This window comes from Mycobacterium sp. IS-1590, assembly GCF_001500025.1.
GTDB lineage: Bacteria > Actinomycetota > Actinomycetes > Mycobacteriales > Mycobacteriaceae > Mycobacterium.
Genome location: NZ_LQIW01000045.1, coordinates 119,906 through 143,495, shown reverse-complemented (window position 1 = coordinate 143,495; position 23,590 = coordinate 119,906). Strand labels below are relative to the sequence as shown.

At 67.9% G+C, this 23,590-nt stretch carries 8 protein-coding genes and 2 pseudogenes; 5 read left to right on the top strand and 5 right to left on the bottom strand.

The window, feature by feature from the left end:
• Window positions 1-16 precede the first annotated feature (16 nt).
• Window positions 17-3,031 (bottom strand): MMPL/RND family transporter, encoded by a 3,015-nt coding sequence (locus AU197_RS20055; protein WP_064404748.1) that lies wholly within the window; start codon window positions 3,029-3,031, stop codon window positions 17-19.
• A 27-nt stretch (window positions 3,032-3,058) separates the two neighbouring features.
• The gene (locus AU197_RS20050; protein ID WP_064404746.1) at window positions 3,059-4,480 is read right to left on the bottom strand and encodes a condensation domain-containing protein; all 1,422 of its coding nucleotides are present in this window, start codon (window positions 4,478-4,480) and stop codon (window positions 3,059-3,061) included.
• A 246-nt stretch (window positions 4,481-4,726) separates the two neighbouring features.
• On the opposite strand from AU197_RS20050, the pseudogene AU197_RS26905 reads away from it, so the two are divergent.
• Both AU197_RS26905 and AU197_RS20045 read left to right on the top strand, forming a co-directional pair.
• Window positions 4,727-7,234, top strand: a pseudogene (locus AU197_RS26905) (type I polyketide synthase); the annotation flags it as partial.
• Between the two features lie 381 nt (window positions 7,235-7,615).
• Window positions 7,616-15,565: pseudogene (locus AU197_RS20045) on the top strand (SDR family NAD(P)-dependent oxidoreductase); the annotation flags it as partial.
• 5 nt (window positions 15,566-15,570) lie between these two features.
• Here the strand turns inward: AU197_RS20045 and AU197_RS20040 are convergent.
• The gene (locus tag AU197_RS20040) at window positions 15,571-16,650 is read right to left on the bottom strand and encodes an NAD(P)H-dependent amine dehydrogenase family protein (RefSeq protein WP_064404742.1); all 1,080 of its coding nucleotides are present in this window, start codon (window positions 16,648-16,650) and stop codon (window positions 15,571-15,573) included.
• A 238-nt stretch (window positions 16,651-16,888) separates the two neighbouring features.
• Between AU197_RS20040 and AU197_RS20035 the strand changes: the two genes are divergently transcribed.
• Window positions 16,889-18,724 carry an acyl-CoA dehydrogenase gene (locus tag AU197_RS20035; protein WP_064404740.1) on the top strand — a complete coding sequence of 612 codons (1,836 nt, stop codon included), beginning with the start codon at window positions 16,889-16,891 and terminating at the stop codon, window positions 18,722-18,724.
• Between the two features lie 229 nt (window positions 18,725-18,953).
• Here AU197_RS20035 and AU197_RS20030 read toward each other — a convergent pair whose 3' ends face one another.
• Together AU197_RS20030 and AU197_RS20025 are read right to left on the bottom strand one after the other, a co-directional pair.
• The gene (locus AU197_RS20030) at window positions 18,954-19,886 is read right to left on the bottom strand and encodes a TIGR03564 family F420-dependent LLM class oxidoreductase (protein WP_064404738.1); all 933 of its coding nucleotides are present in this window, start codon (window positions 19,884-19,886) and stop codon (window positions 18,954-18,956) included.
• 157 nt (window positions 19,887-20,043) lie between these two features.
• On the bottom strand, window positions 20,044-21,342 hold the full coding sequence (locus AU197_RS20025) for an acetyl-CoA C-acetyltransferase (RefSeq protein ID WP_064404737.1): 1,299 nt from the start codon (window positions 21,340-21,342) through the stop codon (window positions 20,044-20,046).
• Window positions 21,343-21,388: 46 nt separating this feature from the next.
• Here AU197_RS20025 and AU197_RS20020 point away from each other — a divergent pair, with 46 nt between their 5' ends.
• On the top strand, window positions 21,389-22,741 hold the full coding sequence (locus AU197_RS20020; protein ID WP_064404735.1) for a 3-oxoacyl-ACP reductase: 1,353 nt from the start codon (window positions 21,389-21,391) through the stop codon (window positions 22,739-22,741).
• Between the two features lies 1 nt (window position 22,742).
• The gene (locus AU197_RS20015) at window positions 22,743-23,585 is read left to right on the top strand and encodes a MaoC/PaaZ C-terminal domain-containing protein (protein WP_197415610.1); all 843 of its coding nucleotides are present in this window, start codon (window positions 22,743-22,745) and stop codon (window positions 23,583-23,585) included.
• The last annotated feature ends 5 nt before the right edge of the window (window positions 23,586-23,590 follow it).

Below are 23,590 nucleotides of genomic sequence, written 5' to 3'. Positions count from 1 at the left end.
GAGGAATTCGACGCGGTCACAAGGTATCCGCCCCCGCTCGACTGGACGACACTGCCGGGGTGCGCCATCGCGCGCCCGCGGCTCGCGACGGCCACCAGTTCGCGCGCCCGACCAGCGCGGCGACCGCGGGCACGGTGATGGTGCGAACCACGAACGTGTCCAACAGGATTCCGATCCCGATCACGAAGCCGCCCTGAACGACGATACCGATGCTGGAGAACAGCAGGCCGGCCATCGACGCCGCGAAGATCAGCCCTGCGGCCGTGATGACACCGCCCGTCGACCCCAATGTCCGGATCACCCCGTAGCGGACGCTGTGCGGCGACTCGTCGCGCAATCGGGACACGAACAGCATGTTGTAGTCGGCGCCCACCGCGATCAGTACCACGAACGCCAAAGGTGGCACGCTCCAATGCAATTCCTGCCCGAGAAGCAGCTGGAACGTGAGCACCCCGATACCGAGCGCCGCGAAGTAGGACACCACCACGGACCCCACCAGGTACAGCGGCGCGATGATCGCGCGCAGCAGCACCATCAACGTCAGCAGCACGACGATCAGGGTCGCGACGATGATGAACCGGATGTCCTGCTGGTAGTAGTCGCGGGTGTCGCGCAGCGCTGCCGGGAAGCCGCCCATGGAGATCGTCGCGTCGGCCAGCGCGGTGTTCGGTTGCGCGCCGCGAGCGATGTCCTGTATCTCGTCCACCTGGTCCATCGCCTCGGCGCTGAACGGGTTGAGCTTGGTCTGGACCAGGTACCGCACCGACCGGCCGTCAGGCGAAATGTAGGCCGCGGCAGCCTTTTTGAAGTCGGGCAGGTTCAGCACTTCGGGCGGGATGTTGAAACCGGCCTGCGAGGGATCCGAGGCGTTGCTGCGCATCGTCAGCAGGAAGGTCGAGGCCTCGTTCAGCCCGGCGGCGATCACCTTGACCTGTTTGACGAGTTCGTCCACCCCACCCGCCACTTCCCGGCTTCCCGTGGCGAGGCGATTCGCGCCGCGCTGCAGGTCGGTCAGGCCGCGCTGCGGACCGCCCGGCTGATCCAGCCCCATCGTGTTGACCGCCCTGGCTACGCTCGCCATCGCGGCGTTGAGTTTGGTCACCGCTTCGTTGAGGGTCTGGCGGTCCTCGACGCCCTGGAGTTCCTGCGCCAGACCGTTCATCTCGTCGAGGGTCCCGTCCTCGCGCGCGGCGGTCAACCGCTGAAATTGATTGCGGGTGTCGACGCAGGACGGGTTGGCGTCGCACACCGCGTTGCCCTGCAGCGCGGTCAGCACCGGGCCGATCCATGCGAACAGGTCCCGGACCGCGCGGAAGTTCACGCCCATCGAGTTGCCGAGCGCGTTGATGCTCGCGACGAGTTTGGCCGCGGTCTCGACGTCACGCACCAACTTGTCACCGCCGTACTCGGTGCGCACCGAGGAGAACGTGTCGACGAGATCCTGGATGCTGGGCGCGATCGCGTTGATCTGCCCGCGCACGTCGGCCAGGCTGTCGGCCAGCGTGTCGGCCCCGTCCCTGAGTTCGTTCAGCTCCCCGCTGCGTTGGCCGATCTGCGCGGATCCATCCGCCAGCCGGTCCCCGACGATGCCCGCCTGGAAGGTCGCGCGGAACTCCATCGGCACCTCGCCGACCGGGCGGGTGATACCGCTGACCATGCCGACATCCTCCAGCTGCGCGACGCGCGACGCCATCTGTTCGAGGTCGGCGAGCGCCCGCGGCGTCCGCAGGTCGTGCGGCGACTGGATCAAGATGTACTCGGGGATGGACTGGTTGATCGGGAAGTGGCTTTCCAGTGCCGCGTACCCGACCGAACTCGGCGCCGATGCCGGCAGCACCTTGCGGTCGTCGTAGTTGTAGTCGGCGAACACGGCGATGCCGGCCAGCAGGGCCAGCACGAGCAGGCTGGCGACCAGATGCGGCACGGGCCGGCGCACTATGCGGGCACCGGAGCGTCGCCAGAAGCGCGCGGTCAGCTCACGCCGCGGCTTCACCCATCCGCGCGGTCCGGCCAGCACCAGGATCGCCGGAAGCAGGGTCACCCCCGCCAGATAGGCGATGCCGATCCCGATCGCCGACGACACCCCGACGGTCCGGAAAACCCCCATCTGCGCGAAGCTCAACAGCAGGAACGTCACGCCGACCGTGGCCGCGGACGCGGTGATGACCTTGCCGATCGAGATCATCGCCGCCTTGACCGCATGGTCGAAGCCCTCGCCGGACCGCACGTAGTCGTGGTACCGGCTGATCAGGAACACCGCGTAGTCCGTTCCGGCGCCGGCCATGATCGCGCTCAGGAACACGATGGACTGGTTGGAGACGCCCGCGCCCGTCAGTTCGGAGAACCCGGCGACGACGGCCTGCGCGATCAACAGCGACGATCCGATGGTCGCCAGCGGCAGCAACATCGTGACGACGTTTCGGTAGACCAGCAGCAGGACGCCCAGAACCATGACCGCGATCGCGATCTCGATGGGCAGGCGGTCGTTCTCGCCGGCGACGGTGAGATCGGCGACGGTGGCCGCCGGCCCGGTCAGATACGCCGCGACGGAACCGCCCGCGACGTTCTGTTCGATCAGGTCCGATACGCGATTGAAGGAGTCGAACGCCCGCGGTGTGCCCAGCTCCCCCTTTAGGCTGACCGGCAACACCCAGGTCGTCTTGTCTTGACTGGTCAGGAACGGTCGCAGCTGGGGTGTGGCTATGAAATCCTGCACCGACTCGACGTCGGTGACGTTGTCGCGCAACGCGTCGACGAGCTTGCGATAGGTGGCCTCGTCGGCGGGCGTCAGGCCGCTCTCGTTGACCAGCGCCACCAGCAGCAGGTCGTCGCTGCCGGACTCACCGAACGCCTCGGCCATCCTGGCGGCGGTGACGCTCGACGGTGCGTCGGCGGGCAGTATCGACAGCGGGTGCTTCTGGGCCATCTCACCCAGGGAGGGCACCGTCAGCGGCAGCGCGACGACCATCGCGAGCCACACGCCGATGACCACCCACGGCCACCGCACCACGAGATCGGCTAGCCGACGCATATCGTCCTCAATTCGACCGGGCCCACCCTATGCGACGCGCCCCCACTGCCCCGTGTCGGCGACGCGTCCGCACACCGACCTCATCGTATTCATGTAGCGCGCAACGGATTTGCTGGCGACCGCATTGTCGGGATGCATGATCGCCATGGCGGTGCCTTCGCCGTAGCGGAATATGTAGACGGTCAGCTGATAGGAGAATCGGCCGTCGGGGTAGATCCCGATATTGTCTGCGAGCCCCATATCGGCGGCCGCCAGGACCGCATTCAACGGTGCGGCGCCCGCATGGAAGAAATTGGACACGGGGAAATTCGGCTGCGGCCAATTTAACGACGGCGCTAATTCCAGGACGCGGTAATACGGCACCTTGGCCATGTTCAAATTCGAGTCGAACGAGGCCTGTGCCGACCACGCGGCTTCGCCGAATGAGGCCGCGCCGATCGGCACGGTGATCGGAATGAGCCCGGTGAACCAGCCCTGGGTCATGAAATTGTCGGTGGCCGCACGGGAATCGCGCGGGGTGAGGCCGTAATAGGTGAGTGCACCGGTCAGTTCGTGCTCGACCTGGGCAAGGCAGGCGAACAGTCCGCCGACGAAACGCGCCCCGGCCGCCGCGCACGCGGCCTCGAAGCGCTCGGTCTGCGCGGGGTTCATCAGCAGTTCCGATGTCATGTCGCTGCTGGTCGCCTCGCGCGGGTTACCCAGGGGCAGAGGAAATTCGGGAAAGCCGTCGTCGTTGTTCTCGGCGAATTCAACCCACGCCGCGACTTCGGGCGAATCCAGGGTCAATCCCGACGTGCGCTCTCGCTCGCGGATACAGAATTCGTCGAAGCTGCCCGGCTCGGGCAGTGCGAGAGGCTGACCGCCCCCGCTCAACGCCGAATACATTCCGTTGGCTTCCAACATCGTCGTGCCGATCAGCGTTGCGTCACCGTGAATGTGGTCCATCGCTGCGAAGAACGTGAAATGGCCATCGTGCTGGATGATTCCGAAAGTGAAGCAACCCCATTCCAACGGGCTTGGTATGCCGACGACGTGAGCGTGGATTTCGTCGGCCGACATCGTGCCGTGGTCGATCGGCACGAATTCGATGACGGACGGATCTTCGAGCGCATGGCGGATGAATTCGCCATCGTCGGTGTATTCGAACCAGCTGCGAAATGTGTCATGCCGACGCAGGTAGGAATTGACGGCCTGATCCATCGCGGCGATATCGCATTCGCCGGAGACCTCGCAGCTCGCGATGATCTGCCGCGAGAAGTTGAGTCCCGCCGCGGTTCGCTCGCAGTAGTTCCGGAGGTGCTGTCGTTGCATGTAGCTGACCGGAACCGAACTGACCGGGGCCAGTCGCGCCGAATCGGCGGCCGCGGCCGTCGGATGCCAGGATGTGACGGAGCCCGGCTCGAGGGACCATTCATCAAGCGCCCCAACCGTAATCTTGCCGATGCGCAAAATCCTCAGTCCTCTACCGGTTCGCCTACTTTGCGTAGCTCCTGCCCCGCCAGGAACCGCTGCCGGATCAACATACTCTCGCCTCGCGATCGGCCGTGGCGCGACTGAGAAACGGGCGGGGGAGCCATCGCATCCCAACCGGAGTAGTGGAATAGTGGGGGCCGAGGGAGTTTATTTACGGGAGCGTCACTGCGCGTCGGGACGCCCAGCCACCGATCAGCCACCGATGCAGAAGGGGGCAACGGCATGGCACTAGTCGCGGATCACGACCCGACCACCCGCTTCGCCATCGTCGGATACGCGGCGCGATTCCCCGGCGCGCGCGACGCCGACGAGTTCTGGGACCTGCTGCGCGAAGGCCGCGACGCGATCTCCGAGGTGCCGGCCGAGCGCTGGGACGCCGAGGACTTCTTCGACCCCGAACCCGGGGCGCCGGGCAAGGTGGTGACCCGCCGAGCAGGCTTCATCGACGATGCGACCGGCTTTGACGCCCCGTTCTTCGGGATGTCGACGCGCGAGGCCAGGATGATGGACCCGCAGCATCGGCTCCTGCTCGAGACGGCGTGGCGGGCGGTCGAGCACTCGGGTATCGCGCCGACGGCACTGGCCGAAACCAACTCCGGTGTGTTCATGGGGTTGTCGACCCACGACTACCTCGGCATGGCCTCCGACGAGCTGACGTACTCCGAGATCGAGGCCTACATGGCGATCGGGACGTCCAACGCCGCAGCGGCGGGCCGTATCAGCTACCGGTTGGGCCTGCAGGGGCCGGCGGTCGCCGTGGACACCGCGTGCAGCTCGTCGCTCGTGGCCATCCATCAGGCGTGCCAGGCGCTGCGCCTGGGCGAATGCGACCTCGCGCTGGCGGGCGGGGTGAACGTGCTGTTGACGCCCGCGACGATGATCACGTTCTCCAACGCCCGCATGCTCGCCCCCGACGGCCGGTGCAAGACCTTCGACGCGGCAGCCGACGGCTATGTGCGGGGTGAGGGTTGCGGCGTCATCGTCATCAAACGCCTCGAGGACGCAATCCGCGACGGCGACCGGATCCGGGCCGTGATCCGCGGCAGCGCGGTCAATCAGGACGGCGCATCGGGCGGGCTGACGGTGCCCAACGGCGTTGCGCAGCAACGGGTCATCAACGACGCACTTGCCCGCGCAGGCGTGCGACCCGGCGATGTCGGATACCTGGAGGCGCACGGCACGGGCACCTCGCTCGGCGACCCGATCGAGGCACAGGCGGCTGGTGCGGCGTTCGGTGCCGGACGTGAGCCCGGCCGCCCCCTGCTGATCGGCTCGGCGAAGACCAACATCGGCCATTTGGAGGCAGCCGCGGGAATCGCGGGCGTCCTCAAGGTCGTGCTGGCGCTCGAAAACGAATCGCTGCCCAAGCACCTCAACTTCGAAAACCCCTCGCCGCACATTCCCTGGGACCGGCTACCGGTCGAGGTCGTCACCGAGACCGTCCCGTGGAAGCGTGGCGACCGGCCGCGGATCGCCGGCGTGAGCTCGTTCGGATTCGCGGGCACCAACGCTCACGTCATCCTCGAAGAGGCGCCCGGGTTGGCCGCTGTTTCGCCGGAGCCGGAGGACGCGGCGCCGCGGTTCAGCGTCCTGCCGCTGTCAGCGCGCACACCCGCCGCGCTGCGCAAGACCGCCGAGCGCTACCGCGCGTGGATGACCGAACACCCCGATGCTGCGCTGAGCGACGTGTGCTTCTCGGCGGGGGTCGGCCGTGCCCACCTGGAACACCGCGCCGCGCTGGTGGTGGGCTCGGCCCACTCGGCCACCGAACTTCTCGGTGCGCTCGCCGAGGACCGCCCGGCCCCGGGTCTGGTTCGCGGAGAGTGCTACGAACCGCCGAAGACGGCGTGGCTGTTCACCGGCCAGGGCAGCCAGTACCCCGGCATGGCGCGCGAATTGTTCGACACCGAACCGGTGTTCGCCGACACGATGCGACGGTGCGCCGCCGCGGTGGCCGATGTCCTCGAAAAACCTTTGCTCGACGTTGTTTTCGATGTTGACAGCCCGCAGGCCGGGGAGACGCTGCGGCAGACGTCGTACGCACAGCCCGCCTTGTTCGCGGTGGAGATGGGCCTCGCCCGGCTCTGGCAGTCGTGGGGTTTCGAGCCCGACGTCGTGTTGGGCCACAGCGTCGGCCAGTACGCGGCGGTCTGCGTCGCGGGTGTGTTCGGCCTCGAGGATGGCGCACGCCTGATCGCCGAACGGGGACGGCTGTTCGGCAGCCTGCCCGCGGGCGGGCGGATGGCCGCGGTGTTCGCCGCGGCCGAGCGGGTCGAGCTCCTGATCGACGACTTCCCGAGCCTGTCGGTCGCGGCCTACAACGGCGCCAACACCGTCCTGTCGGGGCCCGGAGCCGATCTGGAAGCGGCCGTCGCGCGGTTGTCGGCCGACAATGTCCGGTGTGAGTGGCTTGAAACCAGCCACGCATTTCACTCGTCGCTGCTCGATCCGATCCTCGATGAGTTCGAGTCCTACGCTCAGCAGTTCACTTTCGCTGCGCCACAACGGATCCTGATCGACAACCGCACGGGGGTTGCGCTCGGTAGGAGTGTCAAGCTCGATGGCGCCTACTGGCGCCGGCACGCGCGTCAACCGGTGGAGTTCGCCAAGAGCGTGCGCACGCTCGCCGAGATCAACTGCAAGGTACTGCTGGAGATCGGGCCGCGACCGGTGCTCACCGCCGCCGCCCTGGCGGCATGGCCCGACGCGGCCACCACGCCGAAGGTGATCGCGTCGCTGCGGCCCAACCTCGCCGACCACCGGCAGATCTCCGAGGCACTCGCCGACGCCTACGTGCTGGGTCATGTACCCGCGTTCGACGCCCTGCACCGACCGGGTGCGCGGAAGGTCGATCTGCCCACCTACCCGTTCGAACACCGCGAGTACTGGTTCCGCGACGATCGGCGTCCCGCCGGGCAGCGCCCCCGCAGCGACAGCCCGGTACCGGAACGGACCGCCGGGCCCGTGGCCGATCGCTACGAGATCCGTTGGAAGCGGGCCGCTTCAGAGCCTGCCACGGCTGACCAGAAGTGCGAGTGGATCGTCGTCGCCGATGACGCCGACACCGCCCGGCCGCTGACCGACGTGCTGGCCACCCGGGGCGACGAGTTCCGGGTCGTCGGGCTCCCGGCCACCGATGCCGACGAGGCCGCGCTGACGGAAGCGTTTCGCGCTGCGGGTGCCGACGCCCCCACGCTTCGGATACTGCACGCCGCGGCGCTGGACTCCCCGACGGTGACGTCCATGCGGTCGTTGTTGCGCATGCAGCACCGGGTGCTCGGCGGAACCAGGCGGGTTCTTCGCGCCGCGGCGGCCGCCGAACGGCGGGTGCCGGTCTGGATCGCCACCCGCGGCGCACAGCGGGTCACCGAGACCGACAGCGTGGCCCCCGACCAGACCTGCCTGTGGGGTTTCGGACGAGCCGCGTCACTGGAGCTGCCGCAGGTGTGGGGTGGCCTGGCGGACCTGGCGGAGTGCTCCGCCGAGGAATGGTCTGGCCTGCTCGCCCGGATCACCGCGTCCGACGGTTCCGAGGTCAGGGACGATCAGCTCGCGTTGCGCGGTACCGACGTCCACCTACCTCGACTGACTCGACGGACGGAACAGCCCGCATCACTGCATGTGCGCTCTGACGGCACCTATCTGGTGACTGGCGGCCTCGGGGCGATCGGGCTGGAGATCGCCGCTCATCTTGCCGCGCACGGCGCCAAGCACCTGGTGCTGACCAGCCGCCGCGCACCCAGCGAGGCGATCGCACACCGCATCGACACGCTGGCCGCACACCACGACGCCGATGTGCGCGTCATCGCCGCCGACGTCGCCGACGCGCACGATGTGGCCCGCCTGTTGGCCACCGTGGACTCCGAGTTGCCTCCGCTGGTGGGGATCGTCCACGCCGCCGGTGAGGTCGGCACCACGCCGCTCGGCAGCCTCGACGAGGCCGAGGTGGACCGTGTCTTCGCCGGGAAGGTGTGGGGCGCATGGCATCTCAGTGAGGCTGCGGCCGACCTGAACCTCGACTTCTTTGTCGCCACCTCTTCGATCGCTTCGGTGTGGGGTGGATTCGGACAGACCGCCTACGGCGCGGCCAACGCGTTCCTCGACGGGCTGGCCTGGCGGCTGCGCGAGCAGGGCGTCCCGGGTGTCGCCGTCAACTTCGGGCCGTGGTCGGCGGGTATGGCCGACGCGGAATCGCGTGCGCGTCTGGAACAGCGTGGGGTGCTGACGCTTTCACCGGCCGAAGCGCTCACCGGTCTGGCCGACGTCGTGTCGGCGTCGTCGGGACAGGGTGTCGTGGCCACGATCGACTGGGCCCGGTTCCTGCCGCTCTATCAACAGGCGGGCCGCCGCGGGTTCCTCGCCGATGTGGAGCGCGAGGTGCCCACCGCGTCGGCCGCTGCCGCACCGTCGAGGCCGTCGGGTCCGACCGAGCTCGTCCAGCGCCTCACCAAAGCTCCTGTGCAACAACGTAAACGTCTGCTGGTCAACTATCTGCGCGACTCGGTCGCGGAGGTGACCCGCGTCGACGCCGCCGAGATCCGCGAGGACGCGGGGTTCTTCGACCTGGGCATGGACTCGCTGATGGCCGTCGAACTCCGCCGACGCCTGGAGCAGGGCACCGGGCGGGAGATTCCTGTGACGCTGGTGATGGACCATCCCCGGCTGTCCGACGCCGCCGACTACCTGCTCGGCGAGGTACTCGAGTTGAGCAACCAGGCCGGTCCGGAGTCTCGGCCGGCGGAAACCGCCGCGCCGCCGCGCACCGATGAGCCGATCGCGATCATCGCGGTCTCCTGCCGCTTCCCCGGCGCGCCGAACCCGGAGGCGTTCTGGGAACTGCTCTCCGGCGGTGTCGACGCGATCCGCGAGATTCCCGACGACCGGTTCGACATCGACGAGTTCTACGATCCCGACCCCGAGGCCGCGGGCAAGACATACACCCGTTTCGGCGGATTCCTCGAGGGCATCGACGAATTCGATCCCGAGTTCTTCGGCATCTCACCGCGTGAGGCCGTGTGGATCGAGCCGCAGCAGCGGCTGATGCTCGAAACCGTGTGGGAGGGCCTGGAGAGGGCGGGTTACGCGCCCGCGAACCTCCGGGGCAGCCGAACCGGCATCTTCGCCGGGGTGGCCGCGAACGAGTACGCGCACCTGCTGTCCTCGGAATCGGTCGACAAGATCGAGCCCTACTTCATCACCGGCAATGCGCTGAACGCGATCGCAGGTCGGGTTGCCTTCGCCCTCGGCCTGGAGGGGCCGGCCATGGCGGTCGACACCGCGTGCAGTTCGGCGTTGGTGGCCGTCCATCAGGCCGTCCAGGCGCTGCGGTCGAGCGACTGCGATATGGCGCTGGCCGGTGGAGTGAACGTCCTGTTGAGTCCGGTCACCGTGATCGCCGCCTCCCGCGCGCGCATGCTGTCCCCGGTCGGCCGGTGCAAGACGTTCGACGCCTCCGCCGACGGTTACGTGCGCAGCGAGGGCTGCGGCATCCTGGTGCTCAAGAGACTCAGTGACGCCGAACGCGACGGTGACCGGATATGCGCCGTCATCCCGAGCAGCGCGGTCAACCAGGACGGCGCATCAAGCGGCCTGACCGTGCCCAATGGCGGTGCTCAGCAACGGCTTATCCGCACTGCGCTGTCACGCGCAGGCCTGACAGGCACCGACATCGACTACCTCGAGGCGCACGGAACCGGCACGCCGCTCGGAGATCCGATCGAGGTGCAGGCGGCCGCGGCCGTCTACGGCGCCTCGCGCGATCCCGACCACCCACTCCTGATGGGCTCGGTGAAGACGAACATCGGGCACACCGAGTCGGCATCGGGCGCCGCAGGTCTGATCAAGGTCGTGCTGTCCCTGCAGAACGAGGCGATTCCCCGGAGTCTGCACTTCCAGGACCCCTCCCCACACATTCCGTGGGACACCCTGCCGGTGCGTGTCGTCGACGAGACCAGGCCGTGGCAGACCAACGGCAGGCCGCGCCGGGCGGGCGTGAGCTCCTTCGGCTTCACCGGGACGAACGCGCACGTGATCGTCGAAGAACCGCCGCAGTCGGCCACCGCGGACGAATACTCGTCCGACGGCGACACCACCGAACCGGCCGAACTCCGCGCCCCGCTTCACGTGTTGCCATTGTCGGCGCGATCGCCCGAGGCCCTGATGGCGTCGGCGCAGCGATACGGCGACTGGCTGAGCGCGAACCCCAAGGTCGACATAGCCGACGTGTGCTTCACGGCCGGTGCCGGCCGGTCGCATTTCGAGTATCGGGGCGCGCTGGTGATCGACTCGGTGCAGGGCGCCGGTGAACTGCTGACCGACCTGGCCGAGAACCGCATCCGCCCCGGTGTGGTCCGCGGTGAGTGCGCCGATGTGCCGACCACCGCGTGGCTGTTCACCGGGCAGGGCAGCCAGTACCCCGGGATGGCGCGCGAATTGTTCGACAGCGAGCCGGTTTTCGCCGATACCGTCAAACGCTGCGCGGAGGCGGTCGACGGGATGTTGCCAAAGCCGCTGCTCGAGGTGCTGTTCGCCACCGACAAGGAGACCGGATCCGCGCTACGGCACACGTCGTACGCGCAGCCGGCGCTCTTCGCCGTCGAAATGGGTCTGGCGCGCCTCTGGCAGTCGTGGGGCATCGAGCCCGACGTCGTACTGGGGCACAGCGTCGGCCAGTACGCGGCCGCGTGTGTGGCGGGGGTGTTCGGCATCGAGGACGGCGCCCGGCTCATCGCCGAGCGCGGGAGGTTGTTCGGCAGCCTGCCCGAGGGCGGGCGGATGGCGGCTGTGTTCGCCGATGCCAAACAGGTGGAGGACGTCGTCGGCGAGTTTCCGCGGGTGTCGGTCGCCGCGTACAACGGCCCCAACACGGTGGTGTCAGGCCCCGGCGAAGACGTCGAACGCATCGTCGATCGATTCACCGGCGAAGGTATCCGCTGCACCGCCCTGGAAACGAGCCATGCCTTCCACTCCGAACTCTTGGACCCCATACTCGACGAGTTCGAGTCGTACGCAGCGCAATTCGATTTCGCCGCGCCGGCGGTTCCCCTGGTGTGCAACCGCACCGGTACCGTGCTGACCGGCCACGCCGATTTGAACGCACAGTACTGGCGGCGCCACTCACGCCAACCGGTGCAGTTCGCCGAGAGCGTGCGCACGGTAGCGGCGCTGGGATGCTCGGTGCTGATCGAGATCGGTCCGCAGCCGGTACTCACCGGCGCCGCGGTGCAGGTGTGGCCGGAGCACGTCGCTGCGCCGCGCCCGATCGTCTCGCTTCGCAAGGGCGTCGCCGATCGGCGTCAGATCGCCGACGCACTGGCCGCAGCGTATGTCGGTGGTCTACGACCGGACTTCGCGGCGTTGCACCCCAAGCCGCGTCGCCGGCTGGAACTGCCGACCTATCCATTCCAGCGGCGTCGGTTTTGGCCAAGGACCTCCGGCATCCCTGCCGAAGGGGCGGGCAGCGCCGCTGCGTCCGGGCTTCTCGGCAGCGCGAAGGAACTCGCCTCGGGCGACACCGTCTTCACCAGCAGGCTGTCAGTGAGGTCACAGCCGTGGTTGGCCGACCATGTCATCTACGGGACCGTCGTCGTCCCCGGGGCGACGTATGCGGCGATGGCGCTCGCGGCGGTCGGCGCACCGGCGCAGGTGCGCGACGTCATCTTTTACGAACCGATCATCCTGCCCGAGAAGGCTTCTCGCGAGGTCCAGCTGACCTTGCGGCCGGAGGGCGATGGTGACGAATGGCGCTTCCAGGTGCACAGCCGCCCGTTCGGGGAACGCGGCGGCGAATGGTCGTTGAACGCCGACGGCACGGTCGTGAGCGGTGTCGGTGACCATCCGGCGTCGGAGGATCCGATCGACGAGGCGATCGAGCGGTGCAACCGCATGCGCCCGCAGGATCTGTTCGAGACCTTCGCCGACATGGAGCTGGCGTGGGGACCGACGTGGTCCGGTTCCCTGAAATCGCTGTGGTTCACCGAGGGTGAGGCCATCGGCGACCTGTTCGTCGGCGAAGAGTTGACCGATCAACTCGGCGACGAGCCGATGCATCCGGTGCTGATGGATCTGTGCACCGGCGTCACCTTCCCCGCGTTCCCATCGGAGCTGGCGATCGAACAGGGCGTCAACGACCTGTTCCTGCCGCTGCGGTACGGGCAGGTGACTCTTCGTGAGAAGATGCCGCGCCGGTTCTACTGCCGCGCTCGGTGGCGCACAGGTGAAATCACCAGCGAAACATATGTTTTCGACCTCGACTTCGTCAGCCGGGACGGGCGTCCGCTCGGCGGCATCAGGGAGTTCACCGTCAAACGCGCACCTCGTGAGGCGCTGCTGCGGGGCCTCGGCGGCGATGCCACCCGGCTGCTGTACACCCTGGGCTGGCACGAGGTACCGCTGCCCGACACCGACGCGGCCGGACCCGAAGGCACCTGGCTGGTCGCGGGATTCGACGAGCTGGCCGCTGCGCTGCCCGGCTGCATCGCCTACGACCGGCGGACCGACGCGCAACCGCTGGGCCGACAGTTGGCCGACGCGCACGGACGCGGAATTCCCTTCTCCGGTGCGGTATGGCGGGCAACCCCGCCGCGGCCGGGAGAGTCGAACACCGAAGCGGCAGCCCGGATCGAAGCCGACATCGCCGACCTCCTCGATGCGGTGCACACCGTTGCACGCGGTGAGGCGAAATTGCCGAACGGTCTGTGGATCGTCACCGAACGAGCGGTGGCCACTGAATCCGGTGAGCCCGTCGACCCGGCGCAGGCGGCACTGTGGGGGCTCGGGCGCACCACGATCAACGAGGAGCCGGCGCTACGTTGCACGCTCGTCGACTGTGACGGCACGCCGGAAGCGGTGCGCGCGGTAACCGGTCTGTTGGCGGCACCGGTAGGCGAACCGGAACTCGCTCTGCGTCAAGGGAAGTTACTGGCGTCCCGGCTGGTGCCCTGGGCGCGAAGCGGCCACCTCACGGTGCCGCGGTCCTCGGAGTACGTCCTCGCGCCCACCGAACGCGGTGCGATCGACAATCTGCGGCTATCCGAAACCGAGCTGTCCCCACCGGCGGAGGGCTACGTGCAGGTCCGTGTGCAGGCCGCTGGGCTGAATTTCCGCGACGTGCTCAACGTTCTCGGCCTGTACCCCGGCGACCCGGGGCCGATCGGTGGCGACTTCGCCGGCGTGGTCACACACGTGGGCGACGGTGTGACCGGTCTCGAGGTGGGCCAACACGTCTACGGCTTCATGCAAGGCGCGTTCGCGAGCCGCTTCAACGTGCCCGCGCAGCTGGTCGCGCCGGTGCCGGACGGACTGGGCGCCGTTGCGGCGGCGACGATTCCCGCCGCGGCGCTGACGGTTCGGCTCGCGTTCGACTGGGCGCAGTTGAAGGCCGGCGAGCGCGTGCTCATCCACGCCGCCAGCGGCGGCGTCGGACTCTACGCGGTCCAGATGGCGCAGCAGCACGGCGCGATCGTGTTCGCAACCGCCAGCAAGTACAAGCGCGAGACGCTGCGCAAGATGGGCGTGAAGTACGTCTACGATTCGCGTACAACGGATTTCGCTGATCAGATCCTGGCCGACACCGATGGTGCGGGCGTTGACGTCGTACTCAACAGCCTGACCAATGAGGGCTTCGTGGAAGCCACCGTACGGGCCACCGCCCAGAACGGTCGCTTCGCCGAGATCGCCAAGCGCGACATCTGGACACCCGAGCAGATGGCGGCCGCCCGACCCGATATCGCCTACGAGATCATCGCATTGGATCTCACCGCCTTGCAGAATCCTGACCACGTCAAGCGATTGTTGATCGAAGTCTCGGACGGGATGGCCACCCGCGAGTGGACACCGCTTCCGGCCGAGATCTACCCGATCACCGAGGCGAGGGCAGCGTTCCGGCGCATGCAGCAGGCCCGCCACATCGGCAAGATCGTGCTGCAGATCCCGAACCCGTTGCAGCCCAGGCCCGATCGGAGCTACCTGATCACCGGCGGCCTCGGGGCGATCGGTCTGCACACCGCGGCGTACCTGGCGCAGCTCGGGGCCGGCGACATCGTGCTGACCAGCCGTCGCGAACCCGGCGCGGACGCGCAGCGCGCCATCGACGAGATCACCGAACGCTACAAATGCCGCATCCACGTCTTCGCCGCCGACGTCGGCGACGAGGCCGAGGTGGCACGGTTACTCAACCGAATCCGCGCGGAGTTGCCCCCGCTGGCCGGCGTCGCGCACCTGGCGGGGGTCCTCGACGATGCCCTGCTCAACGAGCAGAACGTCGACCGTTTCCGGACAACGCTGCAGCCCAAGGCTTTCGGCGCCTACCACTTGGATCGGTGGACGCGAGGCGACGAACTGGACTTCTTCATCGTCTCCTCGTCGGTGTCCAGCGTGTTCGGATCGCCCGGGCAGGCCAACTACGCGACGGCCAACGCGCTCCTGGACGGCCTGGTCGCGCGGCGCCGCGCCGAGGGCTTGCCCGCCACCGCCGTCAACTTCGGGCCGTGGGCCGAGGGCGGCATGGCGTCATCGGAAGCCGCGCGGGCCAACCTCAACGCGCAAGGCCTTGTGCCGCTGCCACCGTCGGCCGCGCTCAACGCGCTCAGCGAGGTGGTGGCGAACGGCACCGGCCAGGCGACCGTCGTCAAGGCGAACTGGCAGCGGGCCGCGAAGCTGCTGGGTGCAACGCGGCCACCGATCCTGGACCTCGTGCTGCCCCGTCCCGAAGGCGAGACCACCGGCGACAGCGAGTTACTGCGCCAGTTGCAGGACATTCCGGTGCCGCAACGCGCGGCATTCGTCACCGAGTTCCTGCAACGCGAGGTGCAGAACTTCCTGCGGTTGGCGCAGCCGCCCGCGGCGACCAGCCGCTTCCTGGATCTCGGGACGGACTCGCTGATGGCGATCGAGCTGCGCAACCGGTTGCACAGTCAGTTCGGTGGCGCGTTCACCATCAACGCGACCGCGGTGTTCGACTATCCGACGATCGGCGGTCTGGCCGAATACCTCGTCGGCCAGCTGCCCGACGCCGACCGCGCGGAAAGCGCCGACGCCCAACCGGTTTCGCCGGCTGACTGACCGGGCTAGGCCCAGCGCTGGGCCTGGACCTCGGGCGGCAGCGTCGTCTGCAGCGGTGCGTCGAGCCCGTCGTAGATGCCGGGTTTCTGCTCGACCAGCCAGGCAAGGGCGCCGAGCAACCGATTGGCGGCGGTGGTGTTGCCGCCGTCGGCACGGGTGCCGCCGGGCACGTCGGCGCGCGTGGTGATGGTCAGTCGCGGATCGCCGTCGATGATCACCCGGTGGTCGCCGACGCCCTCATCGGGATACGGCCAGTCCGGCGCACACGACGAGTGAATGCGGGTGATGTGATCGATGACGATGCGTTCGCGTCCACCCGACTTTCCGATCACCTTCAACCAGAACGCGCCCTGGGTGCCCTTCTCGAACCGGCCCATCACCGTATCGACGGGCTCCTCCAGAGGACGTCGTTCGACGTCCTCGGCGATCTCGTCGATCTCCATTCCGAGGGCGCGGCCGACCAAGCGGATGTTGCCGCCCCACACCATGGTCGGAATCGAGGGGAGCAACATCATCGGCGTCTCGTCCATGGATCCGCCAAACCCGCACGAAACCTTGACCGCGAACGGCTGGTTGTAAGTGGAGTAGTCGAAGATCTCCTGGCAGTGGATGCTGTTGATCCGGGTGCACAGACCGGCCGCGATCACCGCGAGCGCGTCGTTTCCCCAGCCCGGGTCGACGCCGCTGACGAGCAGGGTGCAGTTGCCTTCTTCGGCGGCGCGGGTGAGCCGGTCGACCCATTCGGGTGGCGCCGAGCGCGGGTCGTAGAGCGAGTACAGCGACGGCGTCACCACGTGCCTGCCCGCGCGCAGGCAGCGTTCGATGTCGGTGACGGCGTCGTCGGGTCGGATGTCACCGGAAGCCATATAAGCGACGGCATCGCAGTCGGCGAGCGCCGCGTCGACGTCGGTGGTGGCACTCACGCCGGTCGACCCGTCGAGGGCGGCAAACACAGCGGCGTCCCTACCCGCTTTGTCCGGCGATGACGTGATGACGCCGGCCAGTGTCAACCCCGGAAAGGCCACCGCCGAACGGATGGCCGCCGACCCCATGTTGCCGGTCCCCCAGACCGCGATACGAAGCATCGCAACACCCTATCCGGGCTGGCGTGACGATTCTCACAATGGGCCTCAGCGCCTGGCCAGACACCTGTCAACTGCGGATTTCGGTTCCCCGACCAACCGGGCGGTTAGTTAGGCCCGGGAAATTGTTTCGAGGTGGTTTGAGTTGAAGTTACTGATGGGTATAGTTCAGCCAGTTACTGGTGGGTAACTTAAGCAACAAGTACCCAACCAACAGTGGCCGTCTCACCGAGGAGGAACAGTGAGCCACTATAAGAGCAACGTTCGTGACCAGGTATTCAACCTCTTCGAGGTCTTCGGCGTTGACAAGGCGCTCGGCGAGGGTGACTACGCCGAACTGGACGTGGACACCGCCCGCGAGATGCTCGGCGAGATCGCCCGGTTGGCTGAGGGCCCGATCGCCGAGTCGTTCGCCGACGCGGACCGCAACCCGCCGACGTTCGACCCCAACACCCACTCGGTGACGCTGCCCGACTCGTTCAAGAAGTCGATGCGCGCGCTGCTCGAGGGCGGCTGGGACAAGGTCGGCCTTTCCGAGGAGCTCGGCGGCATGCCGATGCCCCGCGCGCTGCAGTGGGCGCTGATCGAGCACATTCTCGGCGCCAACCCCGCGGCCTACATGTACGCGATGGGCGCGGGCATGTGCGAGATCTTCTACAACAACGGCACCGACGAGCAGAAAAAGTGGGCCGTGCTGGCCGCCGAGCGCGGTTGGGGCGCAACCATGGTGCTGACCGAGCCCGATGCGGGCTCCGACGTCGGCGCCGGCCGCACCAAGGCCGTGCAGCAGCCCGACGGCACCTGGCACATCGACGGCGTCAAGCGCTTCATCACCTCGGGCGACTCCGACGACCTGTTCGAGAACATCATGCACCTGGTGCTGGCCCGCCCCGAGGGCGCAGGCCCGGGCACCAAGGGCCTGTCGCTGTTCTTCGTGCCGAAGTACCACTTCGACCCGGAGACCGGCGAGCCCGGCGAGCGCAACGGTGTCTTCGTCACCAACGTCGAGCACAAGATGGGCCTGAAGGTCTCGGCCACCTGTGAGCTGTCCCTGGGGCAGCACGGCACGCCGGCCGTGGGTTGGCTTGTCGGTGAGGTGCACGACGGCATCGCGCAAATGTTCGACGTCATCGAGCAGGCCCGAATGATGGTGGGCACCAAGGCGATCGCCACCCTGTCGACGGGCTACCTCAACGCGCTCGAGTACGCCAAGGAGCGTGTGCAGGGCGCCGACATGACCCAGATGACCGACAAGACGGCTCCGCGCGTGACCATCACGCACCACCCGGACGTGCGTCGTTCGCTGATGACCCAGAAGGCCTACGCCGAGGGTCTGCGCGCGCTGTACCTCTACACGGCGACCTACCAGGACGCCGCGGTGGCCAAGGCCGTGCACGAGGTGGACGCCGAGCTCGCGGCCCGCGTGAACGACCTGCTGCTGCCGATCGTCAAGGGTGTCGGCTCCGAGCAGGCCTACGCCAAGCTGACCGAGAGCCTGCAGACCCTCGGTGGCTCGGGCTTCCTGCAGGACTACCCGATCGAGCAGTACATCCGTGACGCCAAGATCGACTCGCTGTATGAGGGCACCACGGCCATCCAGGCGCAGGACTTCTTCTTCCGCAAGATCGTCCGCGACAAGGGTGTGGCGCTGGCGCACGTGGCCGGCCAGATCGAACAGTTCGTCAAGAACGAGTCGGGCAACGGGCGGCTCAAGGCCGAGCGTGCGCTGCTGGCCACCGCGCTGGAGGACGTCCAGGCGATGGCCGCCTCGCTCACCGGCTACCTGATGGCGGCGCAGGAGAACTCGACCGAGCTGTACAAGGTCGGCCTGGGCTCGGTGCGCTTCCTGATGAGCGTCGGCGACCTGGTCATCGGCTGGCTGCTGCAGCAGCACGCCGCGGTGGCCGTCGACAAGCTCGATGCGGGTGTCACCGGCGACGACCGCGCCTTCTACGAGGGCAAGGTCGCGGTGGCGTCGTTCTTCGCGAAGAACTTCCTGCCGATGCTCACCAGCACGCGTCAGATCATCGAGAACCTCGACAACGAGGTGATGGAACTCGACGAGGCGGCCTTCTAAGCCTTCTGCCGCCCTGTTCGACAAAACGCCCCCGGACTCTTCCCGGGGGCGTTTTGTATGGGTTGCAAGACATAAAAGGCGGGCTCGGGAGGGCAAACTAGGTGCGTCACATCAGTCTCGCGCGGTCGGCTTTCAACCCTTGCCGACTCTTCGGAATAGCCACTCCCGAACCCGTCGTGCGACCGATCGTACGCCTGTGTTCTCGATCACACCAGGGGTGAATTTCTGCTCAGTCGCCCTTGGCTCGCAGCAGCGCCCGGGTGCGCGCACGCGCCTCGGGATCGGCGTCGAAGACGCTGGCGACGAACTCGTCGACGCCCGCGGCGCTCAGTTCGTCGAGCCGCTGCGCCACCGTCTCCTCGTCGCCGATGATCGCGGCGTCCGCAGGCTCGGCGAAGCCCTCGCGGTCGAGCATCGCTCGGTACGACGGCAGCTGCCCGTAGATCGCGAACTCGTCGGCGGCTCTGGCCCGGGCGGCGTCGACGTCGTCGGTGACGCTGATCGGCAACGACGCCACCACACGAACCGAGCCCTCGTCGCGGCCTGCCTCCACCGCGGCCCCGCGCAGGGTCGGGACCACGTGGTCGGCCAGAGTCTTGGGGCCGGTCATCCACGTCATCGTCCCGGCGCTGCGCCGACCGGCAAGCCGCAGCATCTGCGGGCCCAGCGCCGCGAGGTAAACGTCTGGCCGCGGGGCGCCGGGCACCTTCAGCGAGCCTCGGGTGGTCCAGAAGTCCCCGGAGGCGTCCGCGGGCTCACCTGCCAGCAGGGGCAGCAGCGCGTCGAGGTATTCGCGCATCTGCCGCACCGGCTTGTCGTAGGAGACGCCCCATACCCCTTCGGTCACCATGCGATGGCTCAGCCCGATGCCGAGGGTGAAGCGGCCGCCGGCGATGGCGTTCAGTGTCAACGCGCGCTGCGCCAGCTGGGTGGGGTGCTGGACCTGGATGGGGATGACGCCCGACGCGACCTCGATGGTGTCGATCTCGCGGAACGCAACGGCCAGGATCGTCAACAGGTCGGGGTCGTAGGGCAGCTGCGCCATCCACACCCTGCGAAACCCCTCGTCGCGTAACGACGTCAGTTTCGCCAGGACGCCGTCGAGCGGTGAGCGGCCGTCGGCGTCGGTGATGAGTCCGGTGAGGGCGACGCTGATCTGCACCCCACCATCGAAGCATGGGCGCCAGAACGTCAAGAGCCCCGTACTGCCGTCGGGTCGGGGGGTCAGACGGCAGCACGGAGCTATCCGGTGTATCGGTGCGGTTCCGGGGGGTGTTACACGCTGCCGTCAGTATTTTCTTTCAGGCCTGCCGGGCTGGTCAGGCCTCCAGAATGGCCGCGACACCCTGCCCGCCGGCCGCGCAGATCGAGATCAGCCCACGCACCGGTTGACCGGTCTCTTTCTTCTTCTCGGCTAGCTGCTTGGCTAACTGCGACACGATCCGCCCGCCGGTCGCGGCGAACGGATGGCCCGCGGCCAACGACGACCCGTTGACGTTGAGCTTCGACCGGTCGACCGACCCCAGCGCGGCATCCAAACCGAGGCGTTCCTTGCAGTACTCCTCGGACTCCCACGCCTGCAGGTGCGCGAGGACCACCGATGCGAACGCCTCGTGGATTTCGTAGAAGTCGAAGTCCTGCAGGCTCAGCCCGTTGCGGGCCAGCAGCCGCGGCACCGCGTACGTCGGCGCCATCAGCAACCCGTCCTTGCCGTTGACGTAGTCCACTGCGGCGGTCTCCGCGTCGACGAAGTAGGCAAGCGGCTCGATGCCATGCGCCGAGGCCCACTCGTCGGTCGCCAGCAGGGACACCGAAGCGCCGTCGGTCAGCGGCGTGGAGTTACCCGCCGTCATCGTCGCGTCGCCGTTACGCACCCCGAACACCGGCTTGAGCTTGGCGAGTTTCTCTGCCGAGGAGTCGGCGCGCAGATTGTTGTCGCGGTACACGCCCAGGAACGGCGTGACGAGATCGTCGAAGAAGCCGCGGTCGTAGGCGGCGCTCATGTTGCGGTGACTCGCGGCGGCCAACTCGTCCTGGTCGACGCGCTTGATGCCCATCTCCTTGGCGGTGACGGCGGCGTGCTCACCCATCGACATACCGGTGCGAGGCTCGCTGTTGACCGGGATCTGGATGCCCAACGAGGCGGGCAGTTTGCCCACGAGCTTGAGCCGGTCGACGTTCGACTTCGCGCGGCGCAGTCCCAGCAGCGTGCGGCGAAGGTCGTCGCTGAGCGCGATCGGCGCGTCCGACGCGGTGTCGACACCGCCGGCCGCGGCTACCTCGTAGCGTCCCGCGGCGATGCCGTCGGCCGCGGAGATGGTCGCCTGCAGGCCGGTGCCGCACGCCTGCTGGATGTCGAACGCCGGCGTGTACGACGACAGCGCGCTGCCGAGCACGCACTCGCGGATCAGGTTGAAGTCGCGGCTGTGCTTGAGCACGGCCCCACCGATCACCGCGCCGAGCGTCTCCCCCTCGAGGCTGAAGCGTTCGATCAGGCCGCCCAGCGCGGCGGTGAACATGTCCTGGTTCGACGCGCTGGCGTAGGCGCCATCGGAGCGGGCGAAAGGAATTCGGTTGCCACCGAGGATGGCGACGCGTCGGCGGGTATCACTAGGCATGCACCCATAGTACCCACCCTTCTTACTCTGGAGTAAGTTCGTCCTCATGGCATCCGATCTGTACTCGCAAATCGTCCACTCGACGCCCGGATCGTTCCTCGCCAAGCAACTCGGCATCCCTCAGCCCGAGACGCTGCGCCGGTACAAGCCGGGTGATCCGCCGCTGGCCGGCACGCTGCTGATCGGCGGGGAGGGCCGACTCGTGGAACCGCTGCGCACCGCGCTGGCCGAGGACTACGACGTCGTCTCCGACAACCTCGGGGGGCGCTGGGCCGACTCCTTCGGCGGGCTGGTGTACGACGCCACCGGTATCACCGAACCGACCGGCCTCAAGGGGCTGTACGAGTTCTTCACCCCGCTGCTGCGCAACCTCGGGCCCTCGGGCCGCGTCGTCGTCATCGGCACCACACCCGAGCAGGCCGGCAACGAACACGAGCGCATCGCCCAGCGTGCGCTCGAGGGCTTCACCCGCTCGCTGGGCAAGGAGATGCGCCGCGGCGCGACGGTGAACCTGGTCTACCTGTCCCCCGACGCCAAGCCCGCCGCGACGGGTCTGGAGTCGACGATGCGGTTCCTGCTCTCGGGCAAGTCCGCCTACGTCGACGGGCAGGTGTTCCGGGTCGGCCCCGACGACGCGGCGCCACCCGCCGACTGGGACCGGCCGCTGGACGGCAAGGTCGCGATCGTGACCGGCGCCGCCCGCGGTATCGGCGCGACGATCGCCGAGGTGTTCTCCCGCGACGGGGCGAAGGTGATCTGCATCGACGTCGAGGGGGCGCAGGAAGCGCTCGGCGTGACCGCCACGAAGGTCGGCGGGACCGCGCTGGCCCTCGACGTGACCGCCGCCGACGCCGTCGACCGCATCACCGAGCACGTGCGGGACCACTATGACGGTCGCGTCGACATCCTCGTCAACAACGCGGGCATCACCCGCGACAAGCTGCTCGCCAACATGGACGAGGGCCGCTGGGATTCGGTCGTCGCCGTGAATCTCGTTGCGCCGCTTGCCCTCGCCGAAGGTCTGGTGGACAACGGAGTACTGGGCGAGGGCGGCCGGATCGTCGGCCTGTCGTCGATGGCCGGCATCGCGGGCAACCGCGGGCAGACCAACTACGCGGCCACCAAGGCGGGCATGATCGGCCTGACCGACACCCTGTCGGAGGCCTATGCCGACAAGGGCGTCACCGTCAACGCGGTGGCCCCGGGCTTCATCGAGACCAAGATGACCGAGGCGATTCCGCTGGCCACCCGCGAGGTGGGGCGCCGGCTCAATTCCCTCTACCAGGGCGGCCAGCCGGTCGATGTCGCCGAGACCATCGCTTACTTCGCCAGCCCCGCGTCCAACGCCGTCACGGGTAACACGGTGCGGGTGTGCGGCCAGGCGTGGTTGGGGGCGTGACGTGAGCCAACCGTCCGGGCTGATGAACCTGGCGCGCGCGGCGGCGGGCGCCCTGCCGTTCGTGCCGCGCGGCGAGACGCTGCCCGACCGCACGCTGACCGTCGAGGATCTGAAGATCGATCCCGAAAACGTGGCGGCCTACGCGGCTGTGACCGGGCTGCAGTTCGGGGACACCGTGCCGCTGACGTATCCGTTCGCGCTGACGTTCCCGACGTTGATGTCGTTGGTCACCGGATTCGACTTCCCTTTTGCAGCAATGGGTTCGGTGCACATCGAAAACCACATCACGCAGTACCGCCCGATCGCCGTGACCGACTCCGTCTCGGTGAAGGTGCACGCGGAAAATCTGCGTGAGCATCGGCGCGGCCTGCTGGTCGACATCGTGACCGACGTCAACGTCGGCAACGAGCAGGCGTGGCACCAGATCACGACGTTCCTGCACCAGCAGCGCACGAGCCTGTCCGACGAGCCCAAGCCGCCGCCGCAGAAGCCGCCGAAACTCGGTCCGCCGAACGCGATGCTGCGCATCACCCCGGGGCAGATCCGCCATTACGCTTCGGTGGGCGGCGACCACAACCCGATCCACACCAATGCGATCGCGGCCAAGCTGTTCGGTTTCCCGACCGTCATCGCGCACGGAATGTTCAGCGCGGCAGCGGTTCTGGCCAACATCGAGGGCCAGCTGCCGGATGCGGTGAAGTATTCGGTCAAGTTCGCCAAGCCCGTGGTGCTGCCCGCGAGCGCGGGCCTGTACGTCGACCGGGTGTCCGACGGCTGGGATCTGACGTTGCGCGACATGAAGAAGCGCGAGCCGCATCTGTTCGGGACGGTGCGCTCGCTGTAAGCGCT

Bases quoted from the DNA above. Each gene is read 5' to 3' on its own strand.
- AU197_RS20055 (WP_064404748.1), bottom strand. From the start codon at position 3,031: ATGCGTCGGCTAGCCGATCTCGTGGTGCGGTGGCCGTGGGTGGTCATC.
- AU197_RS20020 (WP_064404735.1), top strand. From the start codon at position 21,389: ATGGCATCCGATCTGTACTCGCAAATCGTCCACTCGACGCCCGGATCG.
- AU197_RS20040 (WP_064404742.1), bottom strand. From the start codon at position 16,650: ATGCTTCGTATCGCGGTCTGGGGGACCGGCAACATGGGGTCGGCGGCC.
- AU197_RS20025 (WP_064404737.1), bottom strand. From the start codon at position 21,342: ATGCCTAGTGATACCCGCCGACGCGTCGCCATCCTCGGTGGCAACCGA.